Origin of the sequence: Acidovorax sp. SUPP2539 (assembly GCF_030158975.1) — a bacterium.
Classification (GTDB): domain Bacteria; phylum Pseudomonadota; class Gammaproteobacteria; order Burkholderiales; family Burkholderiaceae_C; genus Paracidovorax.
Genome location: NZ_BQXJ01000002.1, coordinates 25,112 through 49,540, shown reverse-complemented (window position 1 = coordinate 49,540; position 24,429 = coordinate 25,112). Strand labels below are relative to the sequence as shown.

General features: G+C 69.7%; 27 protein-coding genes. 16 read left to right on the top strand and 11 right to left on the bottom strand.

All coding sequences use genetic code 11. The features are described from left to right. Positions 1 to 28: 28 nt before the first annotated feature. From AVTE2539_RS07850 to AVTE2539_RS07835, 4 genes are all read left to right on the top strand, one after another. Positions 29 to 373: an NAD(P) transhydrogenase subunit alpha part 2 gene (locus AVTE2539_RS07850; RefSeq protein ID WP_284409554.1), complete on the top strand. Its 345-nt coding sequence runs from the start codon at positions 29 to 31 to the stop codon at positions 371 to 373. Continuing rightward, positions 370 to 1,860 carry an NAD(P)(+) transhydrogenase (Re/Si-specific) subunit beta gene (locus AVTE2539_RS07845; protein WP_284409552.1) on the top strand — a complete coding sequence of 497 codons (1,491 nt, stop codon included), beginning with the start codon at positions 370 to 372 and terminating at the stop codon, positions 1,858 to 1,860. The genes AVTE2539_RS07850 and AVTE2539_RS07845 overlap by 4 nt, the downstream gene beginning before the upstream one ends. 144 nt (positions 1,861 to 2,004) lie before the next feature. Further along, on the top strand, positions 2,005 to 3,684 hold the full coding sequence (locus AVTE2539_RS07840; RefSeq protein ID WP_284409549.1) for a long-chain-fatty-acid--CoA ligase: 1,680 nt from the start codon (positions 2,005 to 2,007) through the stop codon (positions 3,682 to 3,684). A gap of 67 nt (positions 3,685 to 3,751) precedes the next feature. After that, the gene (locus AVTE2539_RS07835) at positions 3,752 to 4,513 is read left to right on the top strand and encodes a 5'-methylthioadenosine/adenosylhomocysteine nucleosidase (RefSeq protein WP_284409547.1); all 762 of its coding nucleotides are present in this window, start codon (positions 3,752 to 3,754) and stop codon (positions 4,511 to 4,513) included. A gap of 303 nt (positions 4,514 to 4,816) precedes the next feature. Here AVTE2539_RS07835 and corA read toward each other — a convergent pair whose 3' ends face one another. The 5 genes from corA to AVTE2539_RS07810 form a co-directional block, all read right to left on the bottom strand. Then, on the bottom strand, positions 4,817 to 5,803 hold the full coding sequence (gene corA, locus AVTE2539_RS07830) for a magnesium/cobalt transporter CorA (protein ID WP_092742874.1): 987 nt from the start codon (positions 5,801 to 5,803) through the stop codon (positions 4,817 to 4,819). Positions 5,804 to 6,036: 233 nt separating this feature from the next. Further along, on the bottom strand, positions 6,037 to 6,828 hold the full coding sequence (locus AVTE2539_RS07825) for a uracil-DNA glycosylase family protein (RefSeq protein WP_284407334.1): 792 nt from the start codon (positions 6,826 to 6,828) through the stop codon (positions 6,037 to 6,039). After that, positions 6,825 to 7,295, bottom strand: a complete 471-nt coding sequence (gene rimI / locus AVTE2539_RS07820) for a ribosomal protein S18-alanine N-acetyltransferase (RefSeq protein WP_284409545.1) — start codon at positions 7,293 to 7,295, stop codon at positions 6,825 to 6,827. Before rimI ends, AVTE2539_RS07825 begins: the two co-directional genes overlap by 4 nt. Further along, a complete protein-coding gene (gene tsaB, locus AVTE2539_RS07815; protein WP_284409543.1) occupies positions 7,292 to 8,020 on the bottom strand; it encodes a tRNA (adenosine(37)-N6)-threonylcarbamoyltransferase complex dimerization subunit type 1 TsaB in 729 nt (242 codons plus the stop codon). The genes rimI and tsaB overlap by 4 nt, the downstream gene beginning before the upstream one ends. A gap of 151 nt (positions 8,021 to 8,171) precedes the next feature. Next, complete coding sequence (locus tag AVTE2539_RS07810) at positions 8,172 to 8,480, bottom strand: hypothetical protein (protein ID WP_272550553.1); 309 nt, start codon at positions 8,478 to 8,480, stop codon at positions 8,172 to 8,174. Positions 8,481 to 8,654: 174 nt separating this feature from the next. Between AVTE2539_RS07810 and dacB the strand changes: the two genes are divergently transcribed. The 3 genes from dacB (at position 8,655) to AVTE2539_RS07795 (ending at position 12,109) form a co-directional block, all read left to right on the top strand. Beyond that, the gene (gene dacB, locus AVTE2539_RS07805) at positions 8,655 to 10,115 is read left to right on the top strand and encodes a D-alanyl-D-alanine carboxypeptidase/D-alanyl-D-alanine endopeptidase (RefSeq protein ID WP_284409541.1); all 1,461 of its coding nucleotides are present in this window, start codon (positions 8,655 to 8,657) and stop codon (positions 10,113 to 10,115) included. Positions 10,116 to 10,246: 131 nt separating this feature from the next. Continuing rightward, positions 10,247 to 11,404 (top strand): SGNH/GDSL hydrolase family protein, encoded by a 1,158-nt coding sequence (locus tag AVTE2539_RS07800; RefSeq protein WP_284407330.1) that lies wholly within the window; start codon positions 10,247 to 10,249, stop codon positions 11,402 to 11,404. Positions 11,405 to 11,437: 33 nt separating this feature from the next. Next, on the top strand, positions 11,438 to 12,109 hold the full coding sequence (locus tag AVTE2539_RS07795) for an OmpW/AlkL family protein (RefSeq protein ID WP_284409539.1): 672 nt from the start codon (positions 11,438 to 11,440) through the stop codon (positions 12,107 to 12,109). Between the two features lie 93 nt (positions 12,110 to 12,202). On the opposite strand, the gene AVTE2539_RS07790 is transcribed toward AVTE2539_RS07795, so the two are convergent. The 4 genes from AVTE2539_RS07790 to purE form a co-directional block, all read right to left on the bottom strand. Further along, on the bottom strand, positions 12,203 to 13,156 hold the full coding sequence (locus AVTE2539_RS07790; RefSeq protein ID WP_272566738.1) for an SGNH/GDSL hydrolase family protein: 954 nt from the start codon (positions 13,154 to 13,156) through the stop codon (positions 12,203 to 12,205). Positions 13,157 to 13,244: 88 nt separating this feature from the next. Next, positions 13,245 to 14,255 carry an L-threonylcarbamoyladenylate synthase gene (locus tag AVTE2539_RS07785; RefSeq protein ID WP_284407328.1) on the bottom strand — a complete coding sequence of 337 codons (1,011 nt, stop codon included), beginning with the start codon at positions 14,253 to 14,255 and terminating at the stop codon, positions 13,245 to 13,247. A gap of 19 nt (positions 14,256 to 14,274) precedes the next feature. After that, on the bottom strand, positions 14,275 to 15,447 hold the full coding sequence (locus tag AVTE2539_RS07780) for a 5-(carboxyamino)imidazole ribonucleotide synthase (RefSeq protein WP_284409537.1): 1,173 nt from the start codon (positions 15,445 to 15,447) through the stop codon (positions 14,275 to 14,277). Then, positions 15,444 to 15,941, bottom strand: a complete 498-nt coding sequence (purE, locus tag AVTE2539_RS07775) for a 5-(carboxyamino)imidazole ribonucleotide mutase (RefSeq protein WP_272566742.1) — start codon at positions 15,939 to 15,941, stop codon at positions 15,444 to 15,446. Before purE ends, AVTE2539_RS07780 begins: the two co-directional genes overlap by 4 nt. Before the next feature lie 93 nt (positions 15,942 to 16,034). Here purE and trxA point away from each other — a divergent pair, with 93 nt between their 5' ends. Together trxA and AVTE2539_RS07765 are read left to right on the top strand one after the other, a co-directional pair. After that, positions 16,035 to 16,943, top strand: a complete 909-nt coding sequence (gene trxA, locus AVTE2539_RS07770) for a thioredoxin (protein ID WP_284401594.1) — start codon at positions 16,035 to 16,037, stop codon at positions 16,941 to 16,943. A gap of 32 nt (positions 16,944 to 16,975) precedes the next feature. After that, entirely contained in the window at positions 16,976 to 17,782 is an 807-nt protein-coding gene (locus AVTE2539_RS07765) for an META domain-containing protein (RefSeq protein WP_284409536.1), read from the top strand. A 56-nt stretch (positions 17,783 to 17,838) separates the two neighbouring features. Here the strand turns inward: AVTE2539_RS07765 and AVTE2539_RS07760 are convergent, their stop codons facing one another. Further along, positions 17,839 to 18,759: a phosphoribosylaminoimidazolesuccinocarboxamide synthase gene (locus AVTE2539_RS07760; RefSeq protein ID WP_272566745.1), complete on the bottom strand. Its 921-nt coding sequence runs from the start codon at positions 18,757 to 18,759 to the stop codon at positions 17,839 to 17,841. A gap of 422 nt (positions 18,760 to 19,181) precedes the next feature. Between AVTE2539_RS07760 and hpf the strand changes: the two genes are divergently transcribed. From hpf to hprK, 3 genes are all read left to right on the top strand, one after another. Further along, a complete protein-coding gene (gene hpf / locus AVTE2539_RS07755; protein WP_272566746.1) occupies positions 19,182 to 19,517 on the top strand; it encodes a ribosome hibernation-promoting factor, HPF/YfiA family in 336 nt (111 codons plus the stop codon). 121 nt (positions 19,518 to 19,638) lie between these two features. Beyond that, a complete protein-coding gene (locus AVTE2539_RS07750) occupies positions 19,639 to 20,109 on the top strand; it encodes a PTS sugar transporter subunit IIA (RefSeq protein ID WP_272550568.1) in 471 nt (156 codons plus the stop codon). 34 nt (positions 20,110 to 20,143) lie between these two features. After that, complete coding sequence (gene hprK, locus AVTE2539_RS07745) at positions 20,144 to 21,097, top strand: HPr(Ser) kinase/phosphatase (protein WP_272566747.1); 954 nt, start codon at positions 20,144 to 20,146, stop codon at positions 21,095 to 21,097. 45 nt (positions 21,098 to 21,142) lie between these two features. Here hprK and fur read toward each other — a convergent pair whose 3' ends face one another. Continuing rightward, positions 21,143 to 21,577 (bottom strand): ferric iron uptake transcriptional regulator, encoded by a 435-nt coding sequence (gene fur / locus AVTE2539_RS07740; protein WP_272566748.1) that lies wholly within the window; start codon positions 21,575 to 21,577, stop codon positions 21,143 to 21,145. 92 nt (positions 21,578 to 21,669) lie between these two features. Here fur and AVTE2539_RS07735 point away from each other — a divergent pair, with 92 nt between their 5' ends. The 4 genes from AVTE2539_RS07735 to AVTE2539_RS07720 are packed head-to-tail and all read left to right on the top strand — an operon-like array spanning position 21,670 to position 24,321. Further along, positions 21,670 to 22,218, top strand: coding sequence for an outer membrane protein assembly factor BamE (locus AVTE2539_RS07735; RefSeq protein ID WP_284401583.1), 549 nt, complete (start codon positions 21,670 to 21,672; stop codon positions 22,216 to 22,218). A 58-nt stretch (positions 22,219 to 22,276) separates the two neighbouring features. Next, positions 22,277 to 23,125, top strand: a complete 849-nt coding sequence (dapB, locus tag AVTE2539_RS07730; RefSeq protein ID WP_284409532.1) for a 4-hydroxy-tetrahydrodipicolinate reductase — start codon at positions 22,277 to 22,279, stop codon at positions 23,123 to 23,125. Between the two features lie 17 nt (positions 23,126 to 23,142). Continuing rightward, complete coding sequence (locus tag AVTE2539_RS07725) at positions 23,143 to 23,829, top strand: MotA/TolQ/ExbB proton channel family protein (protein WP_284407322.1); 687 nt, start codon at positions 23,143 to 23,145, stop codon at positions 23,827 to 23,829. Positions 23,830 to 23,859: 30 nt separating this feature from the next. Beyond that, complete coding sequence (locus AVTE2539_RS07720) at positions 23,860 to 24,321, top strand: ExbD/TolR family protein (protein ID WP_284409530.1); 462 nt, start codon at positions 23,860 to 23,862, stop codon at positions 24,319 to 24,321. The last annotated feature ends 108 nt before the right edge of the window (positions 24,322 to 24,429 follow it).

The following is a 24,429-nucleotide window of genomic DNA, read 5'->3' as shown; positions in this document are numbered from 1 at the left end:
CGCCCCTTCACCTTCAAGGAGTGCTGCCATGGATGCCGTTTCCCCCACGCTGATCAACCTGATCATCTTCGTGCTGGCCATCTATGTCGGCTACCACGTGGTGTGGACCGTGACCCCGGCGCTGCACACGCCGCTGATGGCGGTGACGAACGCGATCTCGGCCATCGTGATCGTCGGCGCCATGCTGGCCGCGGCCCTCACCGAGACCACCCTGGGCAAGACCATGGGCGTGCTCGCGGTGGCGCTGGCCGCGGTGAACGTGTTCGGCGGCTTCCTCGTCACGCGGCGCATGCTGGAGATGTTCCGCAAGAAGGAGCGCAAGCCTGCGCCCCCCGCTGCCGCCGGCACCGCTTCCGACAAGGCCGCGCCATGAGCATGAACCTCGTCACGCTGCTGTACCTGGTGGCCAGCGTCTGCTTCATCCAGGCGCTCAAGGGGCTCTCGCATCCCACCACCTCGATCCGGGGCAACCTGTTCGGCATGGTCGGCATGGCGATCGCCGTGCTCACCACCGCCGCGCTGATCTGGAGCGTCACGCGCGGCGCGCCCATGGGCCTGGCCTGGGTGCTGCTCGGATTGCTCGTCGGGGGCGCTGCCGGCACGGTGATGGCCCAGCGGGTGGAGATGACCAAGATGCCCGAACTGGTCGCCTTCATGCACAGCATGATCGGCCTGGCGGCCGTGTTCATCGCCGTCGCCGCGGTGGCCGAACCCTGGGCCTTCGGTATCGTGCCGCCCCCCGTGCCGGCCCTGGCCAGCGCCGCCACGCCCGAGGGCACCGTGCTGGTGGAAGGCTTCGCGCGGCTGCCGATCCCGTTCGGCAACCGGCTGGAGCTGTTCCTGGGCGCAGCCATCGGTGCCATCACCTTCAGCGGCTCGGTGATCGCCTTCGGCAAGCTGTCGGGCAAATACAAGTTCCGCTGGTTCCAGGGTGCGCCGGTGCAGTTCAAGGGCCAGCACCTGCTCAACCTCGTGCTGGGCCTGGCGACCATCGGGCTCGGGCTGGTCTACATGGCCACCGAAAGCTGGACCGCCTTCTTCGCCATGCTGGCGCTGGCGTTCGTGATGGGCGTGCTCATCATCATTCCCATCGGCGGCGCGGACATGCCGGTGGTGGTCTCGATGCTCAACAGCTACTCGGGCTGGGCGGCGGCGGGCATCGGCTTCAGCCTGAACAACAGCATGCTCATCATCGCCGGATCGCTGGTGGGCAGCTCGGGCGCCATCCTGTCCTACATCATGTGCAAGGCGATGAACCGCTCGTTCTTCAACGTGATCCTGGGCGGGTTCGGCGGCGATGCGGCGGCGGCTTCGGCCGGCGGCGCGCAGGCGCAGCGCAGCGTCAAGAGCGGCAGCGCCGACGACGCCGCCTTCGTGCTGGGCAACGCCGAGACCGTGGTGATCGTGCCCGGCTACGGCCTGGCCGTGGCGCGCGCCCAGCATGCGGTCAAGGAGCTGGCCGCCAAGCTCGCCGAGAAGGGCATCACCGTCAAATACGCCATCCACCCGGTGGCCGGGCGCATGCCGGGCCACATGAACGTGCTGCTCGCCGAGGCCGAGGTGCCCTACGACCAGGTGTTCGAGATGGAAGACATCAACGGCGAATTCGGACAGGTGGACGTGGCGATCATCCTCGGCGCCAACGACGTGGTGAACCCCGCCGCGCACACCAAGGGCAGCCCCATCTACGGCATGCCCATCCTGGAGGCCTACAAGGCCAAGACCGTGATCGTGAACAAGCGTTCCATGGCGGCGGGCTATGCCGGCCTGGACAACGAGTTGTTCTACATGGACAAGACCATGATGGTCTTCGGCGACGCCAAGAAGGTCGTCGAGGACATCGGCAAGGCCATCGAATAGGCCCGCGCGCCCCTCCGGTGCCGCCCGCGTGGCGGCCGCTGCAGCAGGGGCGCACGGTTTAGGGAAACTACAGGCCCCTGGCGCCTTCGCCCGCGACGACAATGCGGGCTCCTTTTTGTAACAGCAGGTTTGGAGACACACAGCATGAATGACCGCCCGTGGCTTGCCGCCTACCCACCCGGGGTGCCGGCCGACATCGACCCGGCGCAGTACCCCTCGCTCATCGCCCTGATGGAAGAGGGCTTCGGCAAGTACGCCGACCGCGTGGCCTACAGCTACATGGGCAAGGATGTGAGCTTCGGCGAGACGGACGTGCAAAGCCGCCACATCGCGGCCTATCTCCAGGGCCTGGGGCTGGCCAGGGGCGATCGCGTGGCGGTCATGATGCCCAACGTGCCGCAGTACCCCGTGGCCGTGGCCGCCATCCTGCGCGCCGGTTTCGTGGTGGTGAACGTGAACCCGCTGTACACCCCGCGTGAACTGGAGCACCAGCTCAAGGACTCGGGCGCCAAGGCCATCGTCATCATCGAGAATTTCGCCGCCACGCTGCAGGCGTGCATCGGCGCCACGCAGGTCAAGCACGTCGTGCTGTGCGCCATGGGCGACCGCCTGGGCTTCCCCAAGGGCCTGATCGTCAACTACGTGGTGCGCAGCGTGAAGAAGCTCGTGCCGCCGTTCAGCCTGCCAGGCGCGGTGCGCTTCAACGACGCCCTGTCGCAGGGCGCGCGCGGCACGCTCAAGGTCCCCGACCTGCGCCCCGACGACGTGGCCCTGCTGCAGTACACGGGCGGCACCACGGGCGTGAGCAAGGGCGCCGTGCTCCTGCACCGCAACATCATCGCCAACGTGCTGCAGGCCGAGGCCTGGAACGTTCCCGTGATGCAGACCGTGCCGGCCAACGAGCAGCCCACCACCGTGTGTGCGCTGCCGCTCTATCACATCTTCGCCTTCACGGTGAACATGATGATGAGCATGCGCACGGGCGCCAAGAACATCCTGCTGCCCAACCCCCGCGACCTGGCGGCGGTGCTCAAGGAGCTTTCGCGGCACACCTTCCACAGCTTCCCGGCCGTGAACACGCTGTTCAACGGCCTGGCCCACCACCCCGACTTCAACACCGTGAACTGGAAGAACCTCAAGGTGTCGGTGGGCGGCGGCATGGCCGTGCAGGGCGCGGTGGCCAAGCTCTGGCTGGAGAAGACCGGCTGCCCCATCTGCGAAGGCTACGGCCTGTCGGAGACCAGCCCCACGGTCGCCTGCAACCCGGCCACCGAAAAGGCGTTCACCGGCACCATCGGCGTGCCGATCTCCAGCACCTACATGAAGCTCATCGACGACGATGGCCGCGACGTGACCGAGCCGGGCGCGCGCGGCGAGATCGCCATCAAGGGCCCGCAAGTCATGGCCGGCTACTGGCAGCGGCCCGACGAGACCGCCAAGGTCATGACGGACGACGGCTACTTCAAGTCCGGCGACATCGGCGTGATCGACGAGCGCGGCTACTTCAAGATCGTGGACCGCAAGAAGGACATGGTGCTGGTGAGCGGCTTCAACGTCTACCCCAACGAGGTCGAGGACGTGGTGGCCACGCTGCCCGGCGTGCTCGAATGCGCGGTGGTGGGCGTGCCCGACGAGAAGACGGGCGAAGCCGTCAAACTGGTCATCGTCAAGCGCGGCACCGACCTCACCGAGGCGCAGGTGCGCGAGTTCTGCAAGGCCAACCTCACCGGCTACAAGCAGCCCCGCGTGATCGAGTTCCGCGATTCGCTGCCCAAGACTCCGGTGGGCAAGATCCTGCGCCGCGAACTGCGCGACAAGCGCTAGTGCGGCCCGTCCCGTCCTGGCCCCGGGCCACCCCGGCGCGGGCGCAACCGCTGGGGGCGTTGCGGCCGTGACGACCGCCATCCTCAGCGCCCTGGCCGAAGAGCAGCAGGGCCTCATCGACGCGCTCACCCGGGGGCGCCGCACGCTCCATGCCGGCCGCACGTTCTGGAGCGGCGGCCTGCACGGTCGTGAGGTGGTGCTGGCGCTCTCGGGCATCGGCAAGGTCGCGGCCGCCACCACCGCCACGGCGCTGATCGAGCGCTTCGGCGCGGCGCGCGTGGTGTTCACCGGCGTGGCCGGCGGCCTGGGCGCGGACGTGCAGGTGGGCGACGTGGTCGTGGCGCACGACTTCCTGCAGCACGACATGGACGCCTCGCCCCTGTTCCCCCGCTGGGAGTTGCCCGGCTACGGCCGCACCCGGCTGCCGTGCGATGAAGCGCTGGCCGACCGGCTGGCCGATGCCGCCGGCGAATACCTGGCCAGCGGCGCGGCCGCGCTGCGGGACGGCGCCGGACTGCACCCGCTCCTGCGCGCGCCGCGCGTGCACCGGGGCCTGATCGCGAGCGGCGACCGCTTCGTGTCGACCGTGCAGGAATCGCAGTCGCTGCGCGACGCGTTCACCGCCGCCGGCCATGCGGTGCTGGCGGTGGAGATGGAGGGTGCCGCCGTGGCCCAGGTCTGCAGCGACTACGGCGTGCCATTTGCCGCCGTCCGCACCGTCTCCGACCGCGCGGACGACGCCGCGCACGTGGACTTCCCCCGCTTCGTGCAGGCCGTGGCCAGCCGGTATGCCGATGGCATCATCGGGCGGTTTCTTGATGTGCTGTAAAAATAATAGCTTTATGCCCTAGTGGACATTGCGCTGGAGGGTCGTTTGGCTCTCAATGGGCAATTTTCGACGGGGCGCGTGCTTGGAGGCCCGCAGACGCCGCACAGCGTGCTCCGGGCATTCGATTGCTAAGAAATCAATAGCAGAATGCCCTAGTACTGATTGTGCTGGGGGGCGATTCGATGCTAGACCGCCGGGTCTCGGCAGCGCGCGTGCCTTCAAGCCAGCAGACGCCGTGGAACCGGCTCCGTCGGGCCACTGGCGTCGTCCCCCTGGGGGGAAGCCGCGCAGCGGCTCAGGGGGTCACTTCAACCAGCCGCGCTTTCGGAAGTACCACATGGGGCCCAGGGCGCTGGCCACCATCAGCGCCAGCGCATAGGGGTAGCCCAGCGACCAGTCCAGCTCGGGCATGAACTTGAAGTTCATGCCGTAGACGCTGGCGATCAGCGTCGGCGGCAGCAGGGCGACGCTGGCGACCGAGAAGATCTTGATGATCTTGTTCTGGTTGATGTTGATGAAGCCGACCGTGGCGTCCATCAGGAAGTTGATCTTGTCGAACAGGAACGCCGTGTGGTTATCGAGCGACTCGATGTCGCGCAGGATCTGGCGCGCCTCCTCGAACTGCTCGGCGTTGAGCATCTTGCTGCGCATCATGAAGCTCACGGCGCGGCGCGTGTCCATCACGTTGCGGCGGATGCGGCCGTTCAGGTCCTCCTGGCGCGCGATGGCGGCCAGCACCTCGCCGGCGCGGGCATCGGTCACATCGCCGGCCAGCACCTGCACGCTGACCTTCTTCAGGTCGTCGTAGATGCCTTCGAGGGTATCGGCGGAGTATTCGGCGTCGGCGTCGAAGAGCTTGAGCAACACCTCCTTCGCATCCTCGATCAGGCCCGGTGCCCGGCGCGCGCGCATGCGCAGCAGGCGGAAGACGGGCACGTCTTCGTCGTGGATGGAAAAGAGCACGCCCTTGCTCTTGAGCGTGTCGTTGACGAGGTTCAGGATGAAGGCCACGCGCACCGAGCGCGGGTCGTCTTCGTCGTCGATGAGAAAGTCGCTGCGAATGTGCAGCTCGCCGTTGTCTTCTTCATAGAAGCGGGCGGATTCCTCGATGTCCTCGTCCATGGCGTCTTCGGGGATGAAGAGGCCGTAATGCTGCTTGACCCAGCGTTTTTCTTCGAGGGTGGGCGACTCCAGGTCGACCCAGATGGGCTGGAACTGCGCCAGCTCTTCCAGGGATTCGATTTCTTCCTGGACGAGCCGGCCGTTGGCGAGCGTGAAAATGTTGAGCATGTGGGCTCACTCCCGGTGTGTGATGGGCTTTTTCTGCGAGGGATGGGGCGGCTTTCAACCCTCGGCAGGCCGGGAGCTGAAAGCTACCAACTGGGGTAGGTTTCCACGGAGGAATCTCCAAAAATGCAAGCCGCGGATTATGGCATTGCGCTGCGTCAATCCCATGACACCCGCCGAGGCCCGGCGGGGCCTGGCAGCCCGTGCGCGCAGTGCCGGGAAGGCTTTGTTTTCCGTCAGTCCGCCTCGGGCGCCGGGTTGCCCGCCGCCCGCACGGTGGCGAGGGCGCGGCACAGGTCGGCCCAGGCGGCGGCCTTGGCCTCGGGGGCGCGCAGCAGGTAGGCCGGGTCGTAGGTGACGATGGCCGGCGTGCCGCCGGGCAGGGCGTGCAGGCCGGCGCGCAGCCGGCCCAGGGGTTCGCGGCTCTCCAGCACGGCGCGGGCCGCACCCAGGCCGAGCACCAGCACCATCGACGGGCGCAGGCTGGCCAGCGCCTCGTGCAGCGCGTGCGCGATGCCGGCATCGCCGGGGCCCACGGCGCCGGTGCGCTGCACGGCGGCGAAGAACACCCGGGGATGGCGGTGCAGGCGCATGGCGCGCAGCATGTTGTCCAGCAGCTTGCCGGCGTCGCCGGTCAGGGGGGCGTCGGGCGTGGCGCTTTCGGCCAGCACCAGCCAGCCGGCACCCAGGTCCACCGGCGTGGCCGACGGGTCGGCCTGCGGGTACAGCGGCTGCGGTGCCTGCAGGGCTGCGGCGGTGCCCGCGGCCTCGTCGCGCGCCGGGGGCACAGCCACGGGCGCAGGCACCGGGGCCGGGCGGGCCACGGCGGGGGCCGAGGCCTGCGGCGCCGGCGCCATCCGGGGCGCGGCCGGCGCGGCGTAGGGGGTGGGGGCATCCATGGATTCGGCTGCCGGGGCCGCGGCCACGACGGGCTCTGGCACGGCCGGGGGGGCGGCTGCCGGCGCCCACACGGTGATACCCATCTCGGCCAGCATGGCGCGCTGGCGTGCGTCCAGGTCCAGGCTCATAGCGGCAGGCTCATCACGACGGCATCCTCGCGCTCTCCGCCGTGGGCGGGGTAGTAGCGCTTGCGTTCGCCCACGAAGCGAAAGCCCCGGGCTTCGTAGATCGACCGTGCCCGCGCATTGCTCACGCGCACTTCCAGCCACAGCCATTGCGCGTTGCACCCGCGCGCCCACAGGGCCAGCGCATCCAGCAGCAGCCGGGCCCAGCCCTGGCGCTGGTGGGCAGGTGCCACAGTCAGGTTGAGCAGGTGCACTTCGTCCACGCCTTTCATGGCCACGAAGTAGCCGATCAGTTCATCGCCGGCCATCAGCAACTGGGTCTCGTAGCCGGCCGCCATGGCATCGATGAAGTTGCCGCGCGTCCAGGGGTGCGTGTAGGCGACCTGTTCGATCGCCAGCAGCGCATCCAGCCGCGCGAGCGTGAGCGGCTCGAACCGGGCTTCGTCGGGGGTGTGGGGAACGGCGCTCATGGGGCACTCAGAATGGGGGGCAGGGCGGCTGCGGCCGCCTGCTTGACCGCCAGGCGCTCCGCCGTGGTTTGCGCCACTTTATCGCGCACGTACAGCGGCAGGGCCTCGCTGGCCGGCTGCGCGCCCCCCGCAGCGATGCGCGCGGGGGCCAAATGCAACAGGGCCAGGGCGGTCGGCAGGGCGAACACGTGGGAGGCGTCGGGCGCGAGCCGCTCGCCATAGGCCGCGCGGGCATTGCCGGCCACGGTGTAGCCGGGCGGCACGGCCACGGACTGCGGCGCGCACAGGCCGAAATCGTCGCCCCCGCGCCAGGTGCCGTCGGCCTGGAATTCGAAGGGCGCGGTGTAGACCTCGTCCATGCGGGCGTCGAGCACCGCCACCACGCGCGTGCAGCCATGGGCATGGCGGGCCGCCTCGGCCATGGCCAGCAGGGTGTCGATCGGCAGCACCGGCACGCCCGCACCGCCGCGCGCACCGAAAGCCAGTCCCTGCGCCACCGAGCACGCCGTGCGCAGGCCGGTGAACGAGCCCGGGCCGCGCCCGAAGACCACGGCATCCAGCGTGTCGAACGACAGGCCGGCCTCGGCCAGCAACGCCCGGATCGCCGGCAGCAGCGTGGCGGACGCCTGCGCGCCGCCGGGCCCGCTGTGCTCCCAGGTCGCATCGGCGCGCTGTACGGCGATGGACAGGGTGTCGGTACTGGTGTCGAAGGCGAGCAGGTTCATGGGGTGAGGGTGGGTGGCCCGCCCGAAGCGCCGGGTCTGCGAAACCGCAGCCGTGCGCCGCACCCGGTGCTGGGGAGCCGGTGCGCATTATCGGCGCCCCGGCCGGCGGTTGCCTTCCCGCCGCGCGCAACCCCTGCGCGCAGCGCCGGCGTCAGGCGGCCGCGGCTTCCAGCGCCGCCGGCTGGGCCAGGGCGTCGCCCTCGCCGGCCAGCAGGCCCAGGGGGGCGTCGGGGGCGGGCTTGTCGCAGGGCTGGGCGGCCACACGGGTGGCGATGTCGCGCGCCGCGGGCGAAAAATACAGCCAGAGGTTGTCGCTGGCGAGGTCGTAGCTGGAGAAAAGGGCGCGTCCCGAGCCGGGAGGCGTCATCAGGAACTTCGCCATGAAGATCTGCTGGATCTGGCGCGCGGGCTCGAACGCGTCCTGGTCATTGCCGAGAGCCAATTTGTACCAAGTGCTCACAGTTGCCTTTCTCCCCGGAGGCCGGGACTTCAAGATGGACGCCATCCTAGGGTGAACCCGAAGGCCGCCGGCCCTCCCCGCGAGCGCATCGATTTGTAGGACGAAGGCCGATCCTCGGCCGCCGGCAGCGCGCCAGGGGGGCGCCGCCGGCGTGCATCGCTAGACTCGTCCGCCATGTTGCAAGTCTTTTCATGGCGCCGGCGTCTGGCCGTGCGCGCGGCCACGCTCGTGGCATTCGCGGGGGCGGCGCTGCCGGCCCTGGCCCAGTCTCCCGCCACGCCCGAGGCCGCTGCCCTGCCGCCCGCGGTCGAGGCCGCCCTGCAGCGCGCCAAGCTGCCGCGCGAGGCCCTGTCGGTGCTGGTGGTGGATGCGGAGGGCCGGCAGGCGCCACGGCTCGCCTACCGCGCGCAGGTGCCGGTCAATCCCGCCTCGGTCATGAAGCTGGTCACCACCTATGCCGCGCTGGACCAGCTGGGGCCGGCCTTCACCTGGGACACGCCGGTGTACCTGGACGCCCGGCCGCGGTCCGGCAGCCTGCAGGGCAACGTGTACATCAAGGGGCAGGGCGACCCCAAACTCGTGGTGGAGCGCCTGTGGCTGCTGATGCGGCGCCTGCAGGCGCAGGGCATCCAGGTGATCGTCGGCGACATCGTGCTGGACCGCAGCGCCTTCGACGTGCCCGAGCACGATGCCGCGCGCTTCGACGGCGAGCCCCTGCGCCCCTACAACGCCGCGCCGGACGCGCTGCTGGTCAACTACAAGTCGATCGCCATGACCTTCGTGCCCGATGGTCCGGCCGGGCTGGCGCGGGTGCAGTACGAGCCCCCGCTGGCGGGGGTGCAGTGGCCGGCCACCGTGCCGCTCGCCGCGGCGGGCGCGGAGTGCGGCGACTGGCGCACGGCCCTCAAGGCCGAGCTGGCCGACCCCGCCCGCATCGCCTTCCAGGGCGTGTACCCGGTGGCCTGCGGCGAGCGCACCTGGGCGGTGGCGCCGGCCGATCCCGCCGGCTACGCGGCGCGCGCCATAGAAGGCATGTGGCGCGAACTGGGCGGCAAGCTCACCGGCAGCGTGCGCGACGGGCGGGTGCCTGCCGGCCTGGCCCCGGCCTTCAGCACGTCCTCGCCCGCGCTGGCCGAGGTGGTGCGCGACATCAACAAGTACAGCAACAACGTGATGACGCAGCAGGTGTTCCTCACGCTGGCGCTGCAAAAGAACGGCCGCGGCACCTTCGACGGCGCGCGCGCCGTGGTCGGGCAGTGGTGGCGCCAGCGCTTTCCCGGCACGGAGGTGCCCGTGCTGGACAACGGCGCGGGCCTGAGCCGCGAGGCGCGCATCAGCGCCCAGGCCCTGGCGCGCATGCTGCAGGCCGCGTGGCTGTCGCCCGTCATGCCCGAGCTGGTGTCGTCGCTGCCGATCACCGGTGTGGACGGCACCCTGCGCCGGGCCCAGGGACGGTCGGTGGGCGCGGCGCACCTCAAGACCGGCAGCCTGCGCGACGTCTCGGCCATGGCCGGCTACGTGCACGCCGCCAGCGGCCGCCGCTACGTGATGGTTGCCATCGCCAACCACCCGAACGCGGCCGCGGCGCGGCCGGCCATAGAGGCCCTGATCGATTGGGTGGCCCATGACCGCTGAGGCGCCCTGGACGGGCGCCTGCGCGGCGCGGCTATCGGTAGTTCCCCTGTGCTGGCCCCGGGCGGTGCAGGTTTACGATGGGTCCCAGTAAAACGCACGACCGTGCTATTTTCAACCTGACGGAGAACACCTTGATCTCAAAAACCACTAAAAACAGAGCTTCCTGGGCGGTGACGGCATTGGCGGCAGCCGCTTTGCTGGCGGCCTGCGGGGGCGGCGGCTCGGACACGACGCCCGCCGTGAGCGTGAAGTCCGTGAAGGTCATGGGCGACAGCCTGGCCGACAGCGGCACGTTCGGCTTCAAGTTCACCGTGCAGGGCACGGCGGCCACGGGCGCCGGCTCCAGTTCCGTCTGGCCCGAGCGCGTCGCCACGAGCTACGGGCAGACGCTGTGCGCGCACTACCAGTCGACCGGCACCACGTTCGGCACGCGGGCGGAATGCACCAACTACGCCGTGGGCGGCGGGCGCATCAACAACTTCACGGCGCCCACCTCGCCGGTCTCCATCACCAAGCAGATCCAGGATGCCGGCGCTGCCGGATTCACCGACACCGACCTGGTGCTGATCGACGGCGGCGCCAACGACGCGGCCGACCTGATCGGCGCCTACCTGCGCGCCTCGAGCGACGGCGGCGCCACCTACCGCGCCGTGCTGGGCACGCTGCTGGACGCCAACACCGTGAACACCGCCCTGGCCGGCGGCGCGACCGGCATGGCGCAGGTGGGCGGGCTGTACATGCAGACGCTGGCCACGCGTTTCGCGGCCACCATCAAGACCAACACGCTGGACAAGGGCGCCAAGCGCGTCGCGGTGCTCAACGCCCCGGGCATCACCCTCACCCCGCGGTTCCGCCTGGTGGTGGCTTCCATCGCGGCCGCCAACGGCGCGGCCGCCGCCGCCCAGGCCGAAGCCCTGTTCGACGGCTGGATCCAGGCCTACAACGCCCGCCTGGCCACCAGCCTGGGGACCGACAGCCGCCTGGCCCTGGTGGACTTCTACAGCTCGTTCAAGGACCAGGCCACCAACCCGGCCCAGTACCAGCTGACCAACGTGTCGACCGCTGCCTGCCCGGCCACCGGCGTGGGCAGCGATGGCCTGCCGACCTACTCCTTCCCGACCTGCACGTCGGCCGCCCTGTCGGCCCGCACGCCCCCTGCAGGCGCCACGGGCGGTGCCGACTGGTGGAAGTCCTACGGTTTTGCCGACAGCTTTCACCCCACGCCGTATGGCCACCAACTGGTCGCCCAGCTGGTGTCGCGTTCCCTGTCCACCGCTGGCTGGCTCTGATTGCCCAGGCCCCATCCCCTTCGAGGAGTTTTCATGAAGCCATTTTCCTGGGCCTGCGTGGCGATCGCCGCGGCCGCCGTCTGCGGCACGGCCAGCGCACAAGTCGCCGGCACGTTGAGCCTGCGCGCCGGCGTGACCCAAATCTCGCCCCAAGTCAAAAGCGGCAACCTGAGCGCGCCGAGCTTTCCCGGCACCCGCGTGGACGTGCATTCCGCCACGGCGCTGACCGGCGGCCTGAACTACATGCTGACCGACCACTGGGCGGTGGACGTGCCCATCGGCTTGCCGTTCAAGCACTCGTTCTACGGTGACGGCGCCATCGGCGGCGTAGGCAAGGTGGGCGAGACCAAGGTGGTGCCCGCCACGGTGTTCGCGCAGTACCGTTTCCAGGAGGCCAACGCGGCCTTCAGGCCGTATGCCGGGCTGGGCGTGACCTATGCCAAGTTCTTCAAGGAGCGCACCACCGCCACGCTGAACGGGCTGACCGGCGGCACGCCGGCCAATCCCACCACCGCGTCGATCGACGACAAGTGGGGCGTCACCGCGCAGGTCGGTTTCGTGTGGCAGTTCAACGAGCGCTGGTTCCTGGACGCGGCCTATTACAAAGGCTTCCTCAAGACCACCACGCGCCTGTCGAGCGGGCAGAACATCGACATCAAGCTCAACCCCAACGTGTTCGCGGTCGGGATCGGCTACCGGTTCTGAGGCCCCCCGCCGGGCCCCGTGCCGCACGGAGCCCGCGGCACCATCAAAAAAGCCGACCCGAGGGTCGGCTTTTTCGCGTGGGCTGCAAGGCGCTTACCAGCGGGCGCGCAGGCGGTCGTACGCGTAGGTGCCGAACTGGCGCTGGGCCGAGGGCGTGAAGTACACGCGGTCGGCGAACACGTACTTGTCCTGGGCGGCGCCGGTCAGCAGCGTGGAGGCGTTGCACAGAAGCGAGTTGACCTGGCCTGCGCCGATGCCGATGCCGTTGTTCGGGTCCACCGAGGTGCAAACCGCGTTGTCCTTGTCGGTGAAGCCGTAGCCCGAAGGCGAGCCCACGAACACATTGCCGTAGTAGGCCAGATCGACATACAGCACCGTGGTGCCCAGGTCTTCGATGTTCACCAGCAGGGCCTGGTTGAACTGCGTGCTGGCGTTGCTCAGCAGCGTGGTCTGGTTGATGCCCACGGCCCAGGGGCTCTTGCCCAGGTCGTAGGTGCCGGTCACCACCACGTGCTTGGCACCGGCGTTGGACAGGCGGCGCACCTGCGCGGCCAGTTCCTTGCCGGCCGTGGCCGCGTTGGTGAGGAACTGCGCGCTGGTCTGCGTGCCCGCGTTCACCGCGGCCATGCCGGCGATCACGTCGCTGATGCCGCCGTTGATCAGCACCAGGTCGTTCTCGGCGAAGCCGCCCTTGGACAGGAAGGTGTCGATCTGCTGGGTGACGGACGGGGTGGTGGTCCGGCCGGCGGCGTCGGTGGTGGCCGTCACGCGGGCATTGCCCTGCGCGTAGCCCGTGCCGCCCGCTGCGGCGGCGGTGAAGCTCTTGCCGTAGTTGTTGGCGATCTGCTGGGCCCAGTTGTTGATGCTGCCGTCGTTGACCGTGTAGCGGGCCCCGTTCTGGCCGATGTCGGTGAAGCCGTCACCGAACGTGATGAACCGGTCGGGCGTGATGGCCGACTCGGTTGTGCTCGAACCGCAAGCCGCGAGCAACGTGGCCGTTGCACAAGCGGCGACCACGAGGGTGCGGCGCATCCAATTTGCTGCCATGGGTTTTTCTCCAGAAAATGTGGCGAGAGTTTAACGACTGGCGCGGCACGGCCTGCAACAGGGCGTGCCGCGGGACATGCGATCCGGGTTATGCGGCCGCGGCACGCTGCAGGCGGTCGCGCACGCCTTCCCATTCGGGGGTGGCGGGCGGGGCTTCGATCCAGATCAGCTTCACGCCGTCGTCATCGAAGGCGCGCAGCACGGCAAAGAGCTGCTGGGCGGTGGCCGTGGCGTCGTCGGGCATGCGCCGCACCTGCACTTTGGCCGAGCGCGAGCGCAGCGGGCTGCGCGCATAGACGGCCAGGTGCGCGGCATCGGCGCCCAGCAGGTCCAGCCCGGTCTGCAGCGCCTTGGCCTCCATCAGCCGCACCTTGGCGGCCGGGGCGTAATGGGCCTCCAGCGTGCCCGACGCGCGCGGGGTGTGCGCGGGCAGGTCGTCTTTCGACAGCGGCGCCAAGCCGCACGCCTGGGCGATCTGCGCGCGGGTGATGGCGCCGGGCCGCAGCAGCACCGGCACGCCGCGCGTGCAATCGACGATGGTCGATTCGATGCCCACGCCGCAGGGCCCGCCGTCCAGCACCAGCAGCGCCTCGCCCAGTTCGTCCTGCACGTGCAGGGCGGTGGTGGGGCTCACGCGGCCGAAGCGGTTGGCGCTGGGCGCGGCCACGCCCCACACGGGGCGGCCCTCCAGCGCCGGGTCGTCCGATGCGCCGGCGCGCAGCACGGCCTGGGCGACGGGGTGGGCGGGGCAGCGCAGGCCCACGCTGTCCTGGCCACCCGTGGCGGCCGTGGCCACGCCGGGCCGGCGCGGCAGGATGAGGGTGAGCGGGCCGGGCCAGAACGCATCGACCAGCGCCTGCGCGAACGCCGGCACTTCGCTGGCGAAGTGGGCGATGCCGCCGGCATCGGCCACGTGCACGATCAGCGGGTGGTCGCTCGGCCGGCCCTTGGCGGCGAAGATCTGCGCCACGGCGGCATCGCTGGCCGCGTCGGCGGCCAGGCCGTACACCGTCTCGGTGGGCAGGCCCAGCAGCGCGCCCGTGCGCAGGGCGCGCGCGGCGGCGGCGATGGATTCGGGGCGTTGGCCGTCGAGGATCATTTCGCGTGCGGGCCCGGGTTCAGAAAGCGTCGATGCCCAGCAGCGCCGCCGCCTGCAGCGCCGTGGCGCGCGCGGCCTCAGCGGTCGGGGCCGTCACGTTCAGGTGGCCCATCTTGCGGCCGGGCTTGGCGTCGGCCTTGCCGTACAGGTGCAGGTGCGTGCCCGGCAGCGCCAGCACCGCGTCCCAGGCGGGCGTGCGGGCCTGCGGGCCGTGCGTGAACCACAGGTCGCCCAGCAGGTTGAGCATGACGGCGGGGCTGTGCTGGCGCGGCTGCGTGAGCGGCAGGCCGGCCATGGCGCGCACCTGCAGTTCGAACTGCGAGACGTCGCACGCGTTCTGGCTGTAGTGGCCGCTGTTGTGCGGGCGCGGGGCGATCTCGTTGACCACCAGTTCGCCGCCGTCGAGCACGAAGAACTCCACGCACAGCACACCCACGTAATTCAGGCCGTTTGCTATCGATTTAGAAGCATCGATGGCATGTTCCACTAGGGCGTGAGGCACATTTCCATCGTAAACCTCGGTGACCGCCAGAATGCCGTCCCGGTGCAGGTTGCGCTGCACGGGCAGGTGCACGCAGGTGCCGTCGGCGCCGCGCGCCACGATCACCGAGCATTCGAGGGCCAAAGGCAGCATCTTTTCCAGCACGCAGGGCACGCCGCCCATGGCCTGCCATGCGGCGGCGAGTTCGGCCGGCGTCTTCACGCGGGACTGGCCCTTGCCGTCGTAGCCCATGCGCGCCGTCTTCAGGATGCCGGGCAGAAGATCGGGCGCCACGGCCGCCAGATCGGCGGCGGTCTCGATCACCGCGTAGGGCGCGCAGGGCACGCCGCAGCGCACGAAATGGGCTTTCTCCTGGGCGCGGTCCTGCGCAATGGCCACGGCGCTCGCGGCCGGCGCCACCGGGCGCTCGGCGCCCAGCGTGCGCAGCGCCTGGGCCGGCACGTTCTCGAATTCGGTCGTGATGGCATCGCACAGGCCGGCCAGCCGGGCGAGGCCGTCCGGGTCCTCGTAGGCGGTGCGGATGTGGTGGTGGCTCACCAAGCCGGCGGGGCTGTCGGCGTCGGCATCCAGCACGGCCGTGAAGTAGCCCATGGCCTGCGCCGCGTGCACGAACATGCGGCCGAGCTGGCCGCCGCCGACCACGCCGAGCGTGCTGCCGGGCAGCAGCGGGGGCCTCGGCTGCGCGCTCATGCGGACACCGGCGGCAGGGCCATGGCGCGCGCCGCGGCGGTCTGCTCGGCGCGGAAGGCCTCGAGCCGCTCGCGCAATGCGGGGTCCTCGGTGGCCAGCAGGGCCACGGCGAACAGCGCCGCATTGGCCGCACCCGCCGTGCCGATGGCGAACGTCGCCACCGGAATGCCCTTGGGCATCTGCACGATGCTGTGCAGCGAATCCACGCCCTGCAGGTGGCGGCTGGCCACCGGCACGCCGAGCACCGGCACCGTGGTCTTGGCGGCGATCATGCCCGGCAGGTGGGCCGCGCCCCCCGCACCTGCGATGATGGCCTTGAGCCCCGCGCCGGCCGCTGCCTCGGCATAGGCGAACATGTCGTCCGGCATGCGGTGGGCCGAGACCACGCGGGCTTCGTGGGCGATGCCGAATTGCTGGAGAATCTGCACTGCGTGCTGCATGGTCTCCCAGTCGCTGCTGGAGCCCATGACCACACCGATCTGGATGGGTTTCATGTGAGTGGGGCGCTGGCCGAACCGGCCGCCCGCCGAAGTGGAACCCGCGATTTTACTTTTTGTGTGCCGAGCGCACCCACCGGGCCTGAACACATGATCGACGTCACCGTAGAAAATTTTGAAACCGAAGTCATCGCCGCCTCGATGGACGTGCCCGTGCTGGTGGACTTCTGGGCGCCCTGGTGCGGCCCGTGCAAGTCGCTCGGGCCCATCCTGGAGAAGCTGGAGACCGAATATGAGGGCCGCTTCAAGCTCGTGAAGATCGACTCCGACCAGGAGCAGCAGATCGCCGGCATGTTCGGCATCCGCAGCATTCCCACCTGCGTGCTGCTGATGAACGGCCAGCCCGTCGATGGCTTCATGGGCGCCCAGCCCGAGGGCCAGGTGCGGGCCTTCCTCGACAAGCACGTGCCCACCGCCGAGGCGGCGCTGGCCGAGCAGGAGGAGGAGCTGGCGCAGGACGCGCTGGCCGACGGCGACACCGACACCGCGCTGGAAAAGCTGCAGCACGCCGTCGCCACCGACCCCGCCAACGACGACGCCCGCTTCGACTACGTGAAGCTGCTGCTGCAGCTGGGCCGCGAGGACGACGCCAAGGTCGCCTTCGCCCCCGTGATCGCCAAGGCCCCGGCGTCGCGCAAGCTGGGTGCGCTCAAGGCCTGGATGGATGCGATCGATTTCGTGGCCAGGGAGGCGAACGGCCCGTCGGCATTGGCCGATTTCGATGCCAGGATCGCGGCCAACCGCCGCGATTTCGACGCCCGCTTCGGCCGTGCGCGCTGGTTCATCGCGCACCAGCGCTGGACCGAGGCCATGGACGAACTGCTGGAAATCCTCATGCGCGACAAGGCCTGGAGCGACGAGGCTGCGCGCAAGACCTACGTGGCCGTGCTCGAGATCATCGAGCCGCCCCGGGTGAAGGTGGCCGAGGGCCAGATTCCGCCGGAAGACCCGACGGTCGCCACCTACCGCCGCCGCCTGTCCAGCGTGGTGCTGAGCTGATCTGCGCCCCAGCCACCGAAGCCGCCCGGTCCATGGGCGCTGAACGGGCCCGTGCGACGGCCCTGGCCTTGGCCTCGGTGCTGGTTCTCGCCCTGGCGGGCTGCGCCACATCGCCTCCGCCCGATGCCATGGTCATCGGCACGGTATTTTCGCGTGAGCGCCTTTACGTGCCGCCCGACGAGCCCGCCGTGTTCGAGGCGGCGCTGCTCGACGTCTCGCGTCCTGACGCGCCGCCCACGGTGCTCGGGCGCCAGCGCATCGAGCTGCCGGGGCCGCCGCCGTACCAGTTGCGGATTCCTTTCCGGTCCGCGCTCACGCAGCCGCTGCTGCCGGGCCGCTACCGGGTCCGTGCCTCGCTGTCCCTGCAAGGCTACGTGCGCTTCGCCTCCGATGGCACCCATCCGTTGCCGCCGGACCCGGCCTATCGGCGCGTGGATGTCGAGTTGCACCGCCTGCCTTTGGACAAGGCGACCGTGCAGGCCGAAGTGCCGCTGCGACAGACCTACTGGCGGTTGGTGGAAATCGATGACACGGCCGTGCCGCCGGCCCCCGCTGGAGCGTCCGAGCCGCATCTGGTGCTGGACAGCGAAGGGGAACAGGCGCGCGGGGCAGGGGGCTGCAACCGCTTTTTGGCGAGCTACGCGGTCGATGGCGTGCGTCTGCGGATGACGCAGATCAACACGACGCTGCAGCTGTGCCTGCAGACGGCCACCCTGGAGGGCCGTTTCCTGCATGCGCTGGGCGAAGTCCGGACCTACCGCCAGGAAGGGCGGCAACTGCTGCTGTTCGGCGACGAGGCGCGCGTGCTGCTGCGGCTGGAGGCCATCGAACTGGAGTGAGGCGGCCGCACGGGCCGCCGGGACGCTGCACTCCCTGGCGCGCGCGGCAGGGCCGTTCAGCCCACCAGGCGCTCGAGCGCCTCGCGGTACTTGGCGGCGGTCTTCTCGACCACCTCGCGCGGCAGGCGCGGGGCGGGTGCGGTCTTGTTCCAGGGCTTGCCGTTGATCTGCGTCTGCTCCAGCCAGTCGCGCACGAACTGCTTGTCGTAGCTGGGTGGGTTCTCGCCGGCGGCCAGAGCGCTTTCGTAGCCTTCCACGGGCCAGTAGCGCGAGCTGTCGGGCGTGAGCACCTCGTCCATCAGCACCAGCGTGCCGTCGGGTGCGAGGCCGAACTCGAACTTGGTGTCGGCAATGATCATGCCCTTTTCCAGCGCGATGGCCGCGGCCTCCTGGTAGATGGCGATGCTGAGGTCGCGGATCTTCGTGGCCAGCTCGATGCCGATCATCTCCACCGTGCGCTCGAAGGTGATGTTCTCGTCGTGCTCGCCCATCGCGGCCTTGGCGGCCGGGGTGTAGATGGGCTGCGGCAGCTTGGCCGCGTTGGTCAGGCCCTCGGGCAGCTGCACGCCGCACACGGCGCGCGATTCCTGGTATTCCTTCCAGCCGCTGCCGGCCAGGTAGCCGCGCACCACCGCCTCCACGGGGATCGGCTGCAGGCGCTGCACCAGCATCGAGCGGCCCCGCACCTGGGGTGCTTCGTCCGGCGTCACCACGCTCTCGGGATCGTCGCCCGTCAGGTGGTTGGGGCACAGGTGGCCCAGCTTGTCGAACCAGAACAGCGCCATCTGCGTGAGCAGCTCGCCCTTGCCCGGAATCGGCTCGCCCATGATCACGTCGAAGGCCGAGAGGCGGTCGCTGGCCACCATCAGGATGCGGTCGTCGCCCACGGCGTAGTTGTCGCGCACCTTGCCGCGCGCGAGCAGCGGCAGGGACGTGAGGGCGGAGGTGTGCAGTGCGGAGGAAAGGGGCAGGGTCATGGTGGGTGAAGCGATTGCGAACGGGAAAGCCGCGGCTTTCGGCGGCAGGGCCGGCCAGCCCGCGATTTTAGGGCGCGTGCCGGGATGGCCGGTGCAGGGCGGTCGGGAGGGAGGGGCGTGGGCCGGAATCGCAGCGGACGGCGGGCCATCGCGTCGGCAGGGCGCCGTGCCGGCGGTGCGCCCCGCGAAGGCGTCTGCGCTGTGTGCCGCGGAGCAAAGCCAGGCTATTTTGCGCCGTTTTTCGGCCCTTGGCACCTCGGGGCCCAAGACCCGACAGCCGACTTCGGTATGCGTTTGCAATTGCCCGGGGGCGGGCGCATAGTGAATCCAACACATGCATGAGTTGACCTTTCGCCGGGCCGTCCTTCCACCAGACCTTTGAGGACGGCGCTTCTTCAACGCAAGCCCAGGAGGCCAGTTTTATGAACCTGACGATCAGCGGTCACCACCTCGAAGTAACTCCCGCATTGCGCGCCCATGTGACGGAAAAGCTGGACATCATCAGCAAGCATTTCGACCAGGTGGTCGACGTCAAGGTGCTGCTCACCGTCGAGAAGCAAAAGGAGAAGGAAAAACGCCAGCGCGCGGAATGCAACGTGCATGTGAAAGGCAGTGATCTGTTCGCCGAGAGTTCCCATTCCGACCTGTACGTGGCCGTGAACGACCTGGTGGAAAAGCTGGACCGCCAGGTGGTCCGCCACAAGGACCGCATCCAGAATCACCACCATGGCGCCATCAAGCGGGAGCTGGTGGCCTGATTGGTGCCGGGGCCTGAGCAGCCAGGCCCTTCGCCACGCCGCCCTCAGGGGCGGTTTTTTTATGCCCCCCTCAAAGTGCTCAGGGTTTATGCTAGGGGGTGCATAATCGCAACCCTTCACCATGAACCGTCTTGCCTCCATCCTGCCTGCCGCTCAAGTGCTCGTGAGCGTCGACGCCACCAGCAAAAAGCGCGCTTTCGAAGAGGCAGGGTTGTTGTTCGAGAGCCAGCACGGCCTGTCGCGCGCCCTCATCACCGACAGCCTCTTCGCCCGCGAGCGGCTGGGCTCCACGGGACTGGGCCACGGTGTCGCCATCCCGCATGGCCGCATCAAGGGCCTGAAGGCGCCGATGGCCGCCGTCTTCCAGCTGGCCCACCCGATCGGTTTCGATGCGCCGGACGAGCAGCCCGTCGGGCTCCTGATCTTCCTGCTGGTGCCCGAGGCGGCCACGCAAAAGCACCTGGAGATCCTGTCCGAGATCGCCGAGCTGCTGAGCGACGGCTCGCTGCGCGAGCGCATCAAGGGCAGCACCGATGCCGCCGAGCTGCACGGCCTGATCGCCGGCTGGCAGTCCGCCCAGGCCACCGCCTGACCCCGCCGCCGCCGCTGCAAACGCTGAACCTTCCGTGAAACCCAACGTCGTCAGCGCCGATGTCCTGTTCGAGGAGTTCCGCGGCCCGCTGAAGTGGGAATGGGTCGCCGGCCTCGGGGCCTCCGAGCGGCGTTTCGACGAGGTGGCCGTGCGCTCCGCGCGCTCCGGCGCCGACCTGGTGGGCTACCTCAACTACATCCACCCCTACCGGGTGCAGATTCTGGGCGAGCGCGAAACCGCCTACCTCACCAACGCGACGCCCGAGGACTGCAAGCGCCGCATCGCCCGCATCGTCACGCTGGAGCCGCCCGTGCTGGTGCTGGCCGACAGCCAGGTCGCGCCCGATGCGCTGCTGTCCATGTGCGAGCGTGCGCAGATCCCGATGTTCTCCACGCACGAGTCGTCGGCCTTCGTCATCGACGTGCTGCGTGCCTACCTGTCCAAGCACTTCGCCGACCGCACCACCATGCACGGCGTGTTCATGGACATCCTGGGCCTGGGCGTGCTGATCACCGGCGAGTCGGGCCTGGGCAAGAGCGAGCTGGGCCTGGAGCTGATCTCGCGCGGCAACGGGCTGGTGGCCGACGACGCGGTGGACCTGTTCCGCATCAACCAGACCACCATCGAAGGCAAGTGCCCCGACCTGCTGCAGAACCTGCTGGAAGTGCGCGGCATCGGCCTGCTGGACATCCGCGCGATCTTCGGCGAGACCGCCGTGCGGCGCAAGATGCGGCTCAAGCTCATCGTGCACCTGGTGCGCAAGGAAACGCTGGAGCGCGACTACGAACGCATGCCCTACGAGCCCCTCACGCAGGACGTGCTGGGCGTGCCGGTGCTCAAGGTGGTGATCCAGGTGGTGGCGGGCCGCAACATCGCCGTGCTGGTCGAGGCGGCCGTGCGCAACACCATCCTGAACCTGCGCGGGATCGACACCTACCAGGAATTCGTGGAGCGGCACCGCCGCGCCATGGAGCGCGACGGCTCCTGACCATCGCGCCGCGTCCCGGGCCCGCCGGCGGCGCGCGCCCGCTGCTCAGCGGTGCTGCGTGGTGGCCAGCTTGGCGCAGGTGGCGCACTGGCCGTACAGCGCCATCGAGTGGTCCTGCACCACCCAGCCCTTCGACTTGGCCACCAGCTGCTGGCGCTTTTCGATCTCGGGGTCGTAGAACTCCTCGACCTTGCCGCAGACCGTGCAGATGAAGTGGTCGTGGTGCTGGCCCTCGTTGAGCTCGTACACCGCCTTGCCGCTTTCGAAGTTGCTGCGGTTCAGGATGCCCGCCTGCTCGAATTGCGTGAGCACGCGGTACACCGTGGCCAGGCCGATGTCCGAGCGCTCCTGCAGCAGCACGCGGAACACGTCTTCTGCGGTCATGTGGCGCTGCGCGCCCTTCTGGAAGATCTCGAGGATCTTCAGGCGCGGCAGGGTCGCCTTCAGGCCGGTGCTCTTGAGTTCGTCGATGTTCGTCATGACAGGGGTTTCCGTGTACCAAACCAGCGTGCCAAAGCCCGGGAGAAGCTGCCGCTACAATGGGTCGGATCATATCGCCTATGCCTAACTCCATGTCCGTTTCCGCCCGCTGCAGCGCCCGTTGGGCCCTGACCCTGTTGATCGGCGCCAGCTTGACGGCCTGCGGCAGCTTCGACAGCGCCAGCAACCGCGTCGCCAGCCTGGTCACTCCCTACAAGGTGGACGTGGTTCAAGGCAACTTCGTCTCCCGCGAGCAGGTCGAGGCGCTCAAGCCCGGCATGGGGCGCCAGCAGGTCAAGGAAATCCTCGGCACGCCGCTGGTGACCAGCCTGTTCCACGCCGACCGCTGGGAATACGTCTTCACGCTCAAGCGCCCCGGCGTCGAGGTGCAGTCGCGCAAGCTGACCGTGTTCTTCAACGGCGACGTGTTCGAGCGTGCCGAGGGCGACGAGATGCCCACCGAGGCCGAGTTCGTCGCCACCCTGGGCACCCGCACCCCGAAGAACAAGGTGCCGGTGCTGGAGGCGACCGAGGCCCAGCTGGCCAAGTTCCCCAAACCGGCCGCGCTGCCCGAACCTGCCGATTCGCCCGTGCCCACGCCGCCGTCCAGCTACCCGCCGCTGGAATCGTCGACCCGCTGATTTCCGCCGGCCAGGGCCTGGTGCGCACCGGCCCTGCGGCTTAGCCGCTGATCTTTCCATGACCGCCACCACTTCCCCGAACGCATCCCCCTCCACCCCTTGCCGCGTGGCCGTCGCCGGGGCGTCCGGCCGCATGGGGCGCATGCTGATCGAAGCCATCCGCGACACCGACGGCGAATGCGTGCTGGCCGGCGCGCTCGACGTGGCGGCCAGCCCCGCCATCGGCTCCGACGCCACCGCCTTCCTGGGCCATGCCAGCGGCGTGGCCATCACGGCCGACGTGCGCGAAGGCCTGCGCCATGCCGACGTGCTGATCGACTTCACCCGCCCCGAGGGCACCATGGCCCACCTGGCGGTGTGCGCCGAGACGGGCGTCAAGATGGTGATCGGCACCACGGGCCTGTCCGACGCGCAAAAGGCCGAGATCGCCGCCGCCAGCGCGCGCACCGCCATCCTGCTGTCGCCCAACATGAGCGTGGGCGTGAACGTCACGCTCAAGCTGCTGGAGCTGGCCGCCAAGGCCATGTCCACCGGCTACGACATCGAGATCATCGAGTCCCACCACCGCCACAAGGTGGATGCGCCCTCGGGCACCGCGCTCAAGATGGGCGAGGTCATCGCCCAGGCCTTGGGGCGCGATCTCAAGGACTGCGCCGTCTATGCCCGCGAGGGCATCACGGGCGAGCGCGATCCGTCGAGCATCGGCTTTTCCGCCATCCGTGGCGGCGACATCGTGGGCGACCACACCGTGCTGTTCGCCGGCACCGGCGAGCGCATCGAGATCACGCACAAATCCGCCAGCCGCACGACCTATGCCCAGGGCAGCCTGCGCGCCGTGCGATTCCTCGCCGCGCACCAGACCGGCCTGTTCGACATGTTCGACGTGCTGGGCCTGAACGCCGCCTGACGGCCGGCGCGCACGCGATGGACGGCCTGCACTGGTGGCGTCAGGGCGACGCGGTCACCCAGATCAGCGCGCTGCTGCTGCTGGCCATGTCGGTCGCCAGCTGGGTCGTGATCGTCTGGAAGGCCCTGCTGATGCGCCGTGCCCGCCGCGATGCGGCCCGCGCCATCGCTGCCTTCTGGCAGGCCCCGTCGATCGCCCTGGCGGCCGAGCGCCTGCCCGCCTTCGACCGCGATGGCCTGGTGATGCCGCTGGTGCAGGCGGCCAGCGCCGTGGCCGGTGCCAACCAGGCCCCCGCCACGCTGGCCGCGCGCGGCAGCCTGTCCCAGCAACTGACGCGCGGCCTGCGCGATGCGCTGCACGGGGTGCTGGGCCGGCTGCAGTTCGGGCAGGTGCTGCTGGCCACCGTGGGCTCCACCGCGCCGTTCGTGGGCCTGCTGGGCACCGTGTGGGGCATCTACCATGCGCTCACCGCCATGGCCGGGGCCGGCCAGATCACCATCGACCGCGTGGCGGGGCCGGTGGGCGAGGCGCTGGTGATGACGGCCGCCGGCCTGACCGTGGCCATTCCCGCCGTGCTGGCCTACAACGTGTTCGGCCGCTTCATCGGCCGCACCGAGGCCGACCTGGAAGGCTTCGCGCGCGACCTGCGCGAGCTGGTGCTGGATGAATCCGGCATCGCCCCGCCCGCCGCGGCGAACGACTGACCAGCGACGGACTCCCGCCCCGCACGCGCCATGGCATTCGGCCGACTCGAACGCACCACCGGGCCGCAGCCCATGAGCGACATCAACATGACCCCGCTGGTGGACGTGATGCTGGTGCTGGTGGTCATCTTCATCCTGACCGCACCGCTGCTGGCCAGCTCGATCCGGCTGGACCTGCCGCGTGCCGACGGCGCCACACCCGGCGCGCCGCCGCAGTCGGTCACCGTGGTGCTCGACAAGGAGGGCCAGGCCTACCTGGACGACGTGCCGCTCGCCCCGCAGGCGCTGGCCGCGCGCCTGGCGCAGCTGGCCAGGGAGCAGCCCGACACCGAGGTGCAGTTGCGCGCCGACACCGCCGTGCCGTATGGCCGGGTGGTCGAGGTGATGGGGGCAGCCAACGCCGCGGGCCTGCGGCGCATCGGCTTCGTGGCGGACCCGGCCGCGCCGGCCGCCCCTTCCGCAGCTCCAGCCTCTCCCGCCGCTGCCCGCTGACCGGCCGGGCCCTGCGCCAGCCGGGACCGCGCACCGTGTAACGCTTCGCGCCGCCCGCGGCCGGCATCGCGCCTAAAATCCCCGGCTGACACCCCGCTCACTTTCTTT

Coding starts and splice junctions, on each gene's coding strand:
- fur (WP_272566748.1), bottom strand. CDS start 21,577: ATGACGAACATCGACGAACTCAAGAGCACCGGCCTGAAGGCGACCCTG.
- corA (WP_092742874.1), bottom strand. CDS start 5,803: ATGCTCAACATTTTCACGCTCGCCAACGGCCGGCTCGTCCAGGAAGAA.
- AVTE2539_RS07750 (WP_272550568.1), top strand. CDS start 19,639: ATGAACCGTCTTGCCTCCATCCTGCCTGCCGCTCAAGTGCTCGTGAGC.
- hpf (WP_272566746.1), top strand. CDS start 19,182: ATGAACCTGACGATCAGCGGTCACCACCTCGAAGTAACTCCCGCATTG.
- AVTE2539_RS07760 (WP_272566745.1), bottom strand. CDS start 18,759: ATGACCCTGCCCCTTTCCTCCGCACTGCACACCTCCGCCCTCACGTCC.
- rimI (WP_284409545.1), bottom strand. CDS start 7,295: ATGAGCGCCGTTCCCCACACCCCCGACGAAGCCCGGTTCGAGCCGCTC.
- purE (WP_272566742.1), bottom strand. CDS start 15,941: ATGAAACCCATCCAGATCGGTGTGGTCATGGGCTCCAGCAGCGACTGG.
- AVTE2539_RS07840 (WP_284409549.1), top strand. CDS start 2,005: ATGAATGACCGCCCGTGGCTTGCCGCCTACCCACCCGGGGTGCCGGCC.
- AVTE2539_RS07725 (WP_284407322.1), top strand. CDS start 23,143: ATGGACGGCCTGCACTGGTGGCGTCAGGGCGACGCGGTCACCCAGATC.
- AVTE2539_RS07845 (WP_284409552.1), top strand. CDS start 370: ATGAGCATGAACCTCGTCACGCTGCTGTACCTGGTGGCCAGCGTCTGC.
- tsaB (WP_284409543.1), bottom strand. CDS start 8,020: ATGAACCTGCTCGCCTTCGACACCAGTACCGACACCCTGTCCATCGCC.
- dacB (WP_284409541.1), top strand. CDS start 8,655: ATGTTGCAAGTCTTTTCATGGCGCCGGCGTCTGGCCGTGCGCGCGGCC.
- AVTE2539_RS07780 (WP_284409537.1), bottom strand. CDS start 15,447: ATGAGCGCGCAGCCGAGGCCCCCGCTGCTGCCCGGCAGCACGCTCGGC.
- AVTE2539_RS07790 (WP_272566738.1), bottom strand. CDS start 13,156: ATGGCAGCAAATTGGATGCGCCGCACCCTCGTGGTCGCCGCTTGTGCA.
- AVTE2539_RS07735 (WP_284401583.1), top strand. CDS start 21,670: ATGTCCGTTTCCGCCCGCTGCAGCGCCCGTTGGGCCCTGACCCTGTTG.
- AVTE2539_RS07795 (WP_284409539.1), top strand. CDS start 11,438: ATGAAGCCATTTTCCTGGGCCTGCGTGGCGATCGCCGCGGCCGCCGTC.
- trxA (WP_284401594.1), top strand. CDS start 16,035: ATGATCGACGTCACCGTAGAAAATTTTGAAACCGAAGTCATCGCCGCC.
- dapB (WP_284409532.1), top strand. CDS start 22,277: ATGACCGCCACCACTTCCCCGAACGCATCCCCCTCCACCCCTTGCCGC.
- AVTE2539_RS07765 (WP_284409536.1), top strand. CDS start 16,976: ATGGGCGCTGAACGGGCCCGTGCGACGGCCCTGGCCTTGGCCTCGGTG.
- AVTE2539_RS07825 (WP_284407334.1), bottom strand. CDS start 6,828: ATGAGCCTGGACCTGGACGCACGCCAGCGCGCCATGCTGGCCGAGATG.
- AVTE2539_RS07720 (WP_284409530.1), top strand. CDS start 23,860: ATGGCATTCGGCCGACTCGAACGCACCACCGGGCCGCAGCCCATGAGC.
- AVTE2539_RS07785 (WP_284407328.1), bottom strand. CDS start 14,255: ATGATCCTCGACGGCCAACGCCCCGAATCCATCGCCGCCGCCGCGCGC.
- AVTE2539_RS07850 (WP_284409554.1), top strand. CDS start 29: ATGGATGCCGTTTCCCCCACGCTGATCAACCTGATCATCTTCGTGCTG.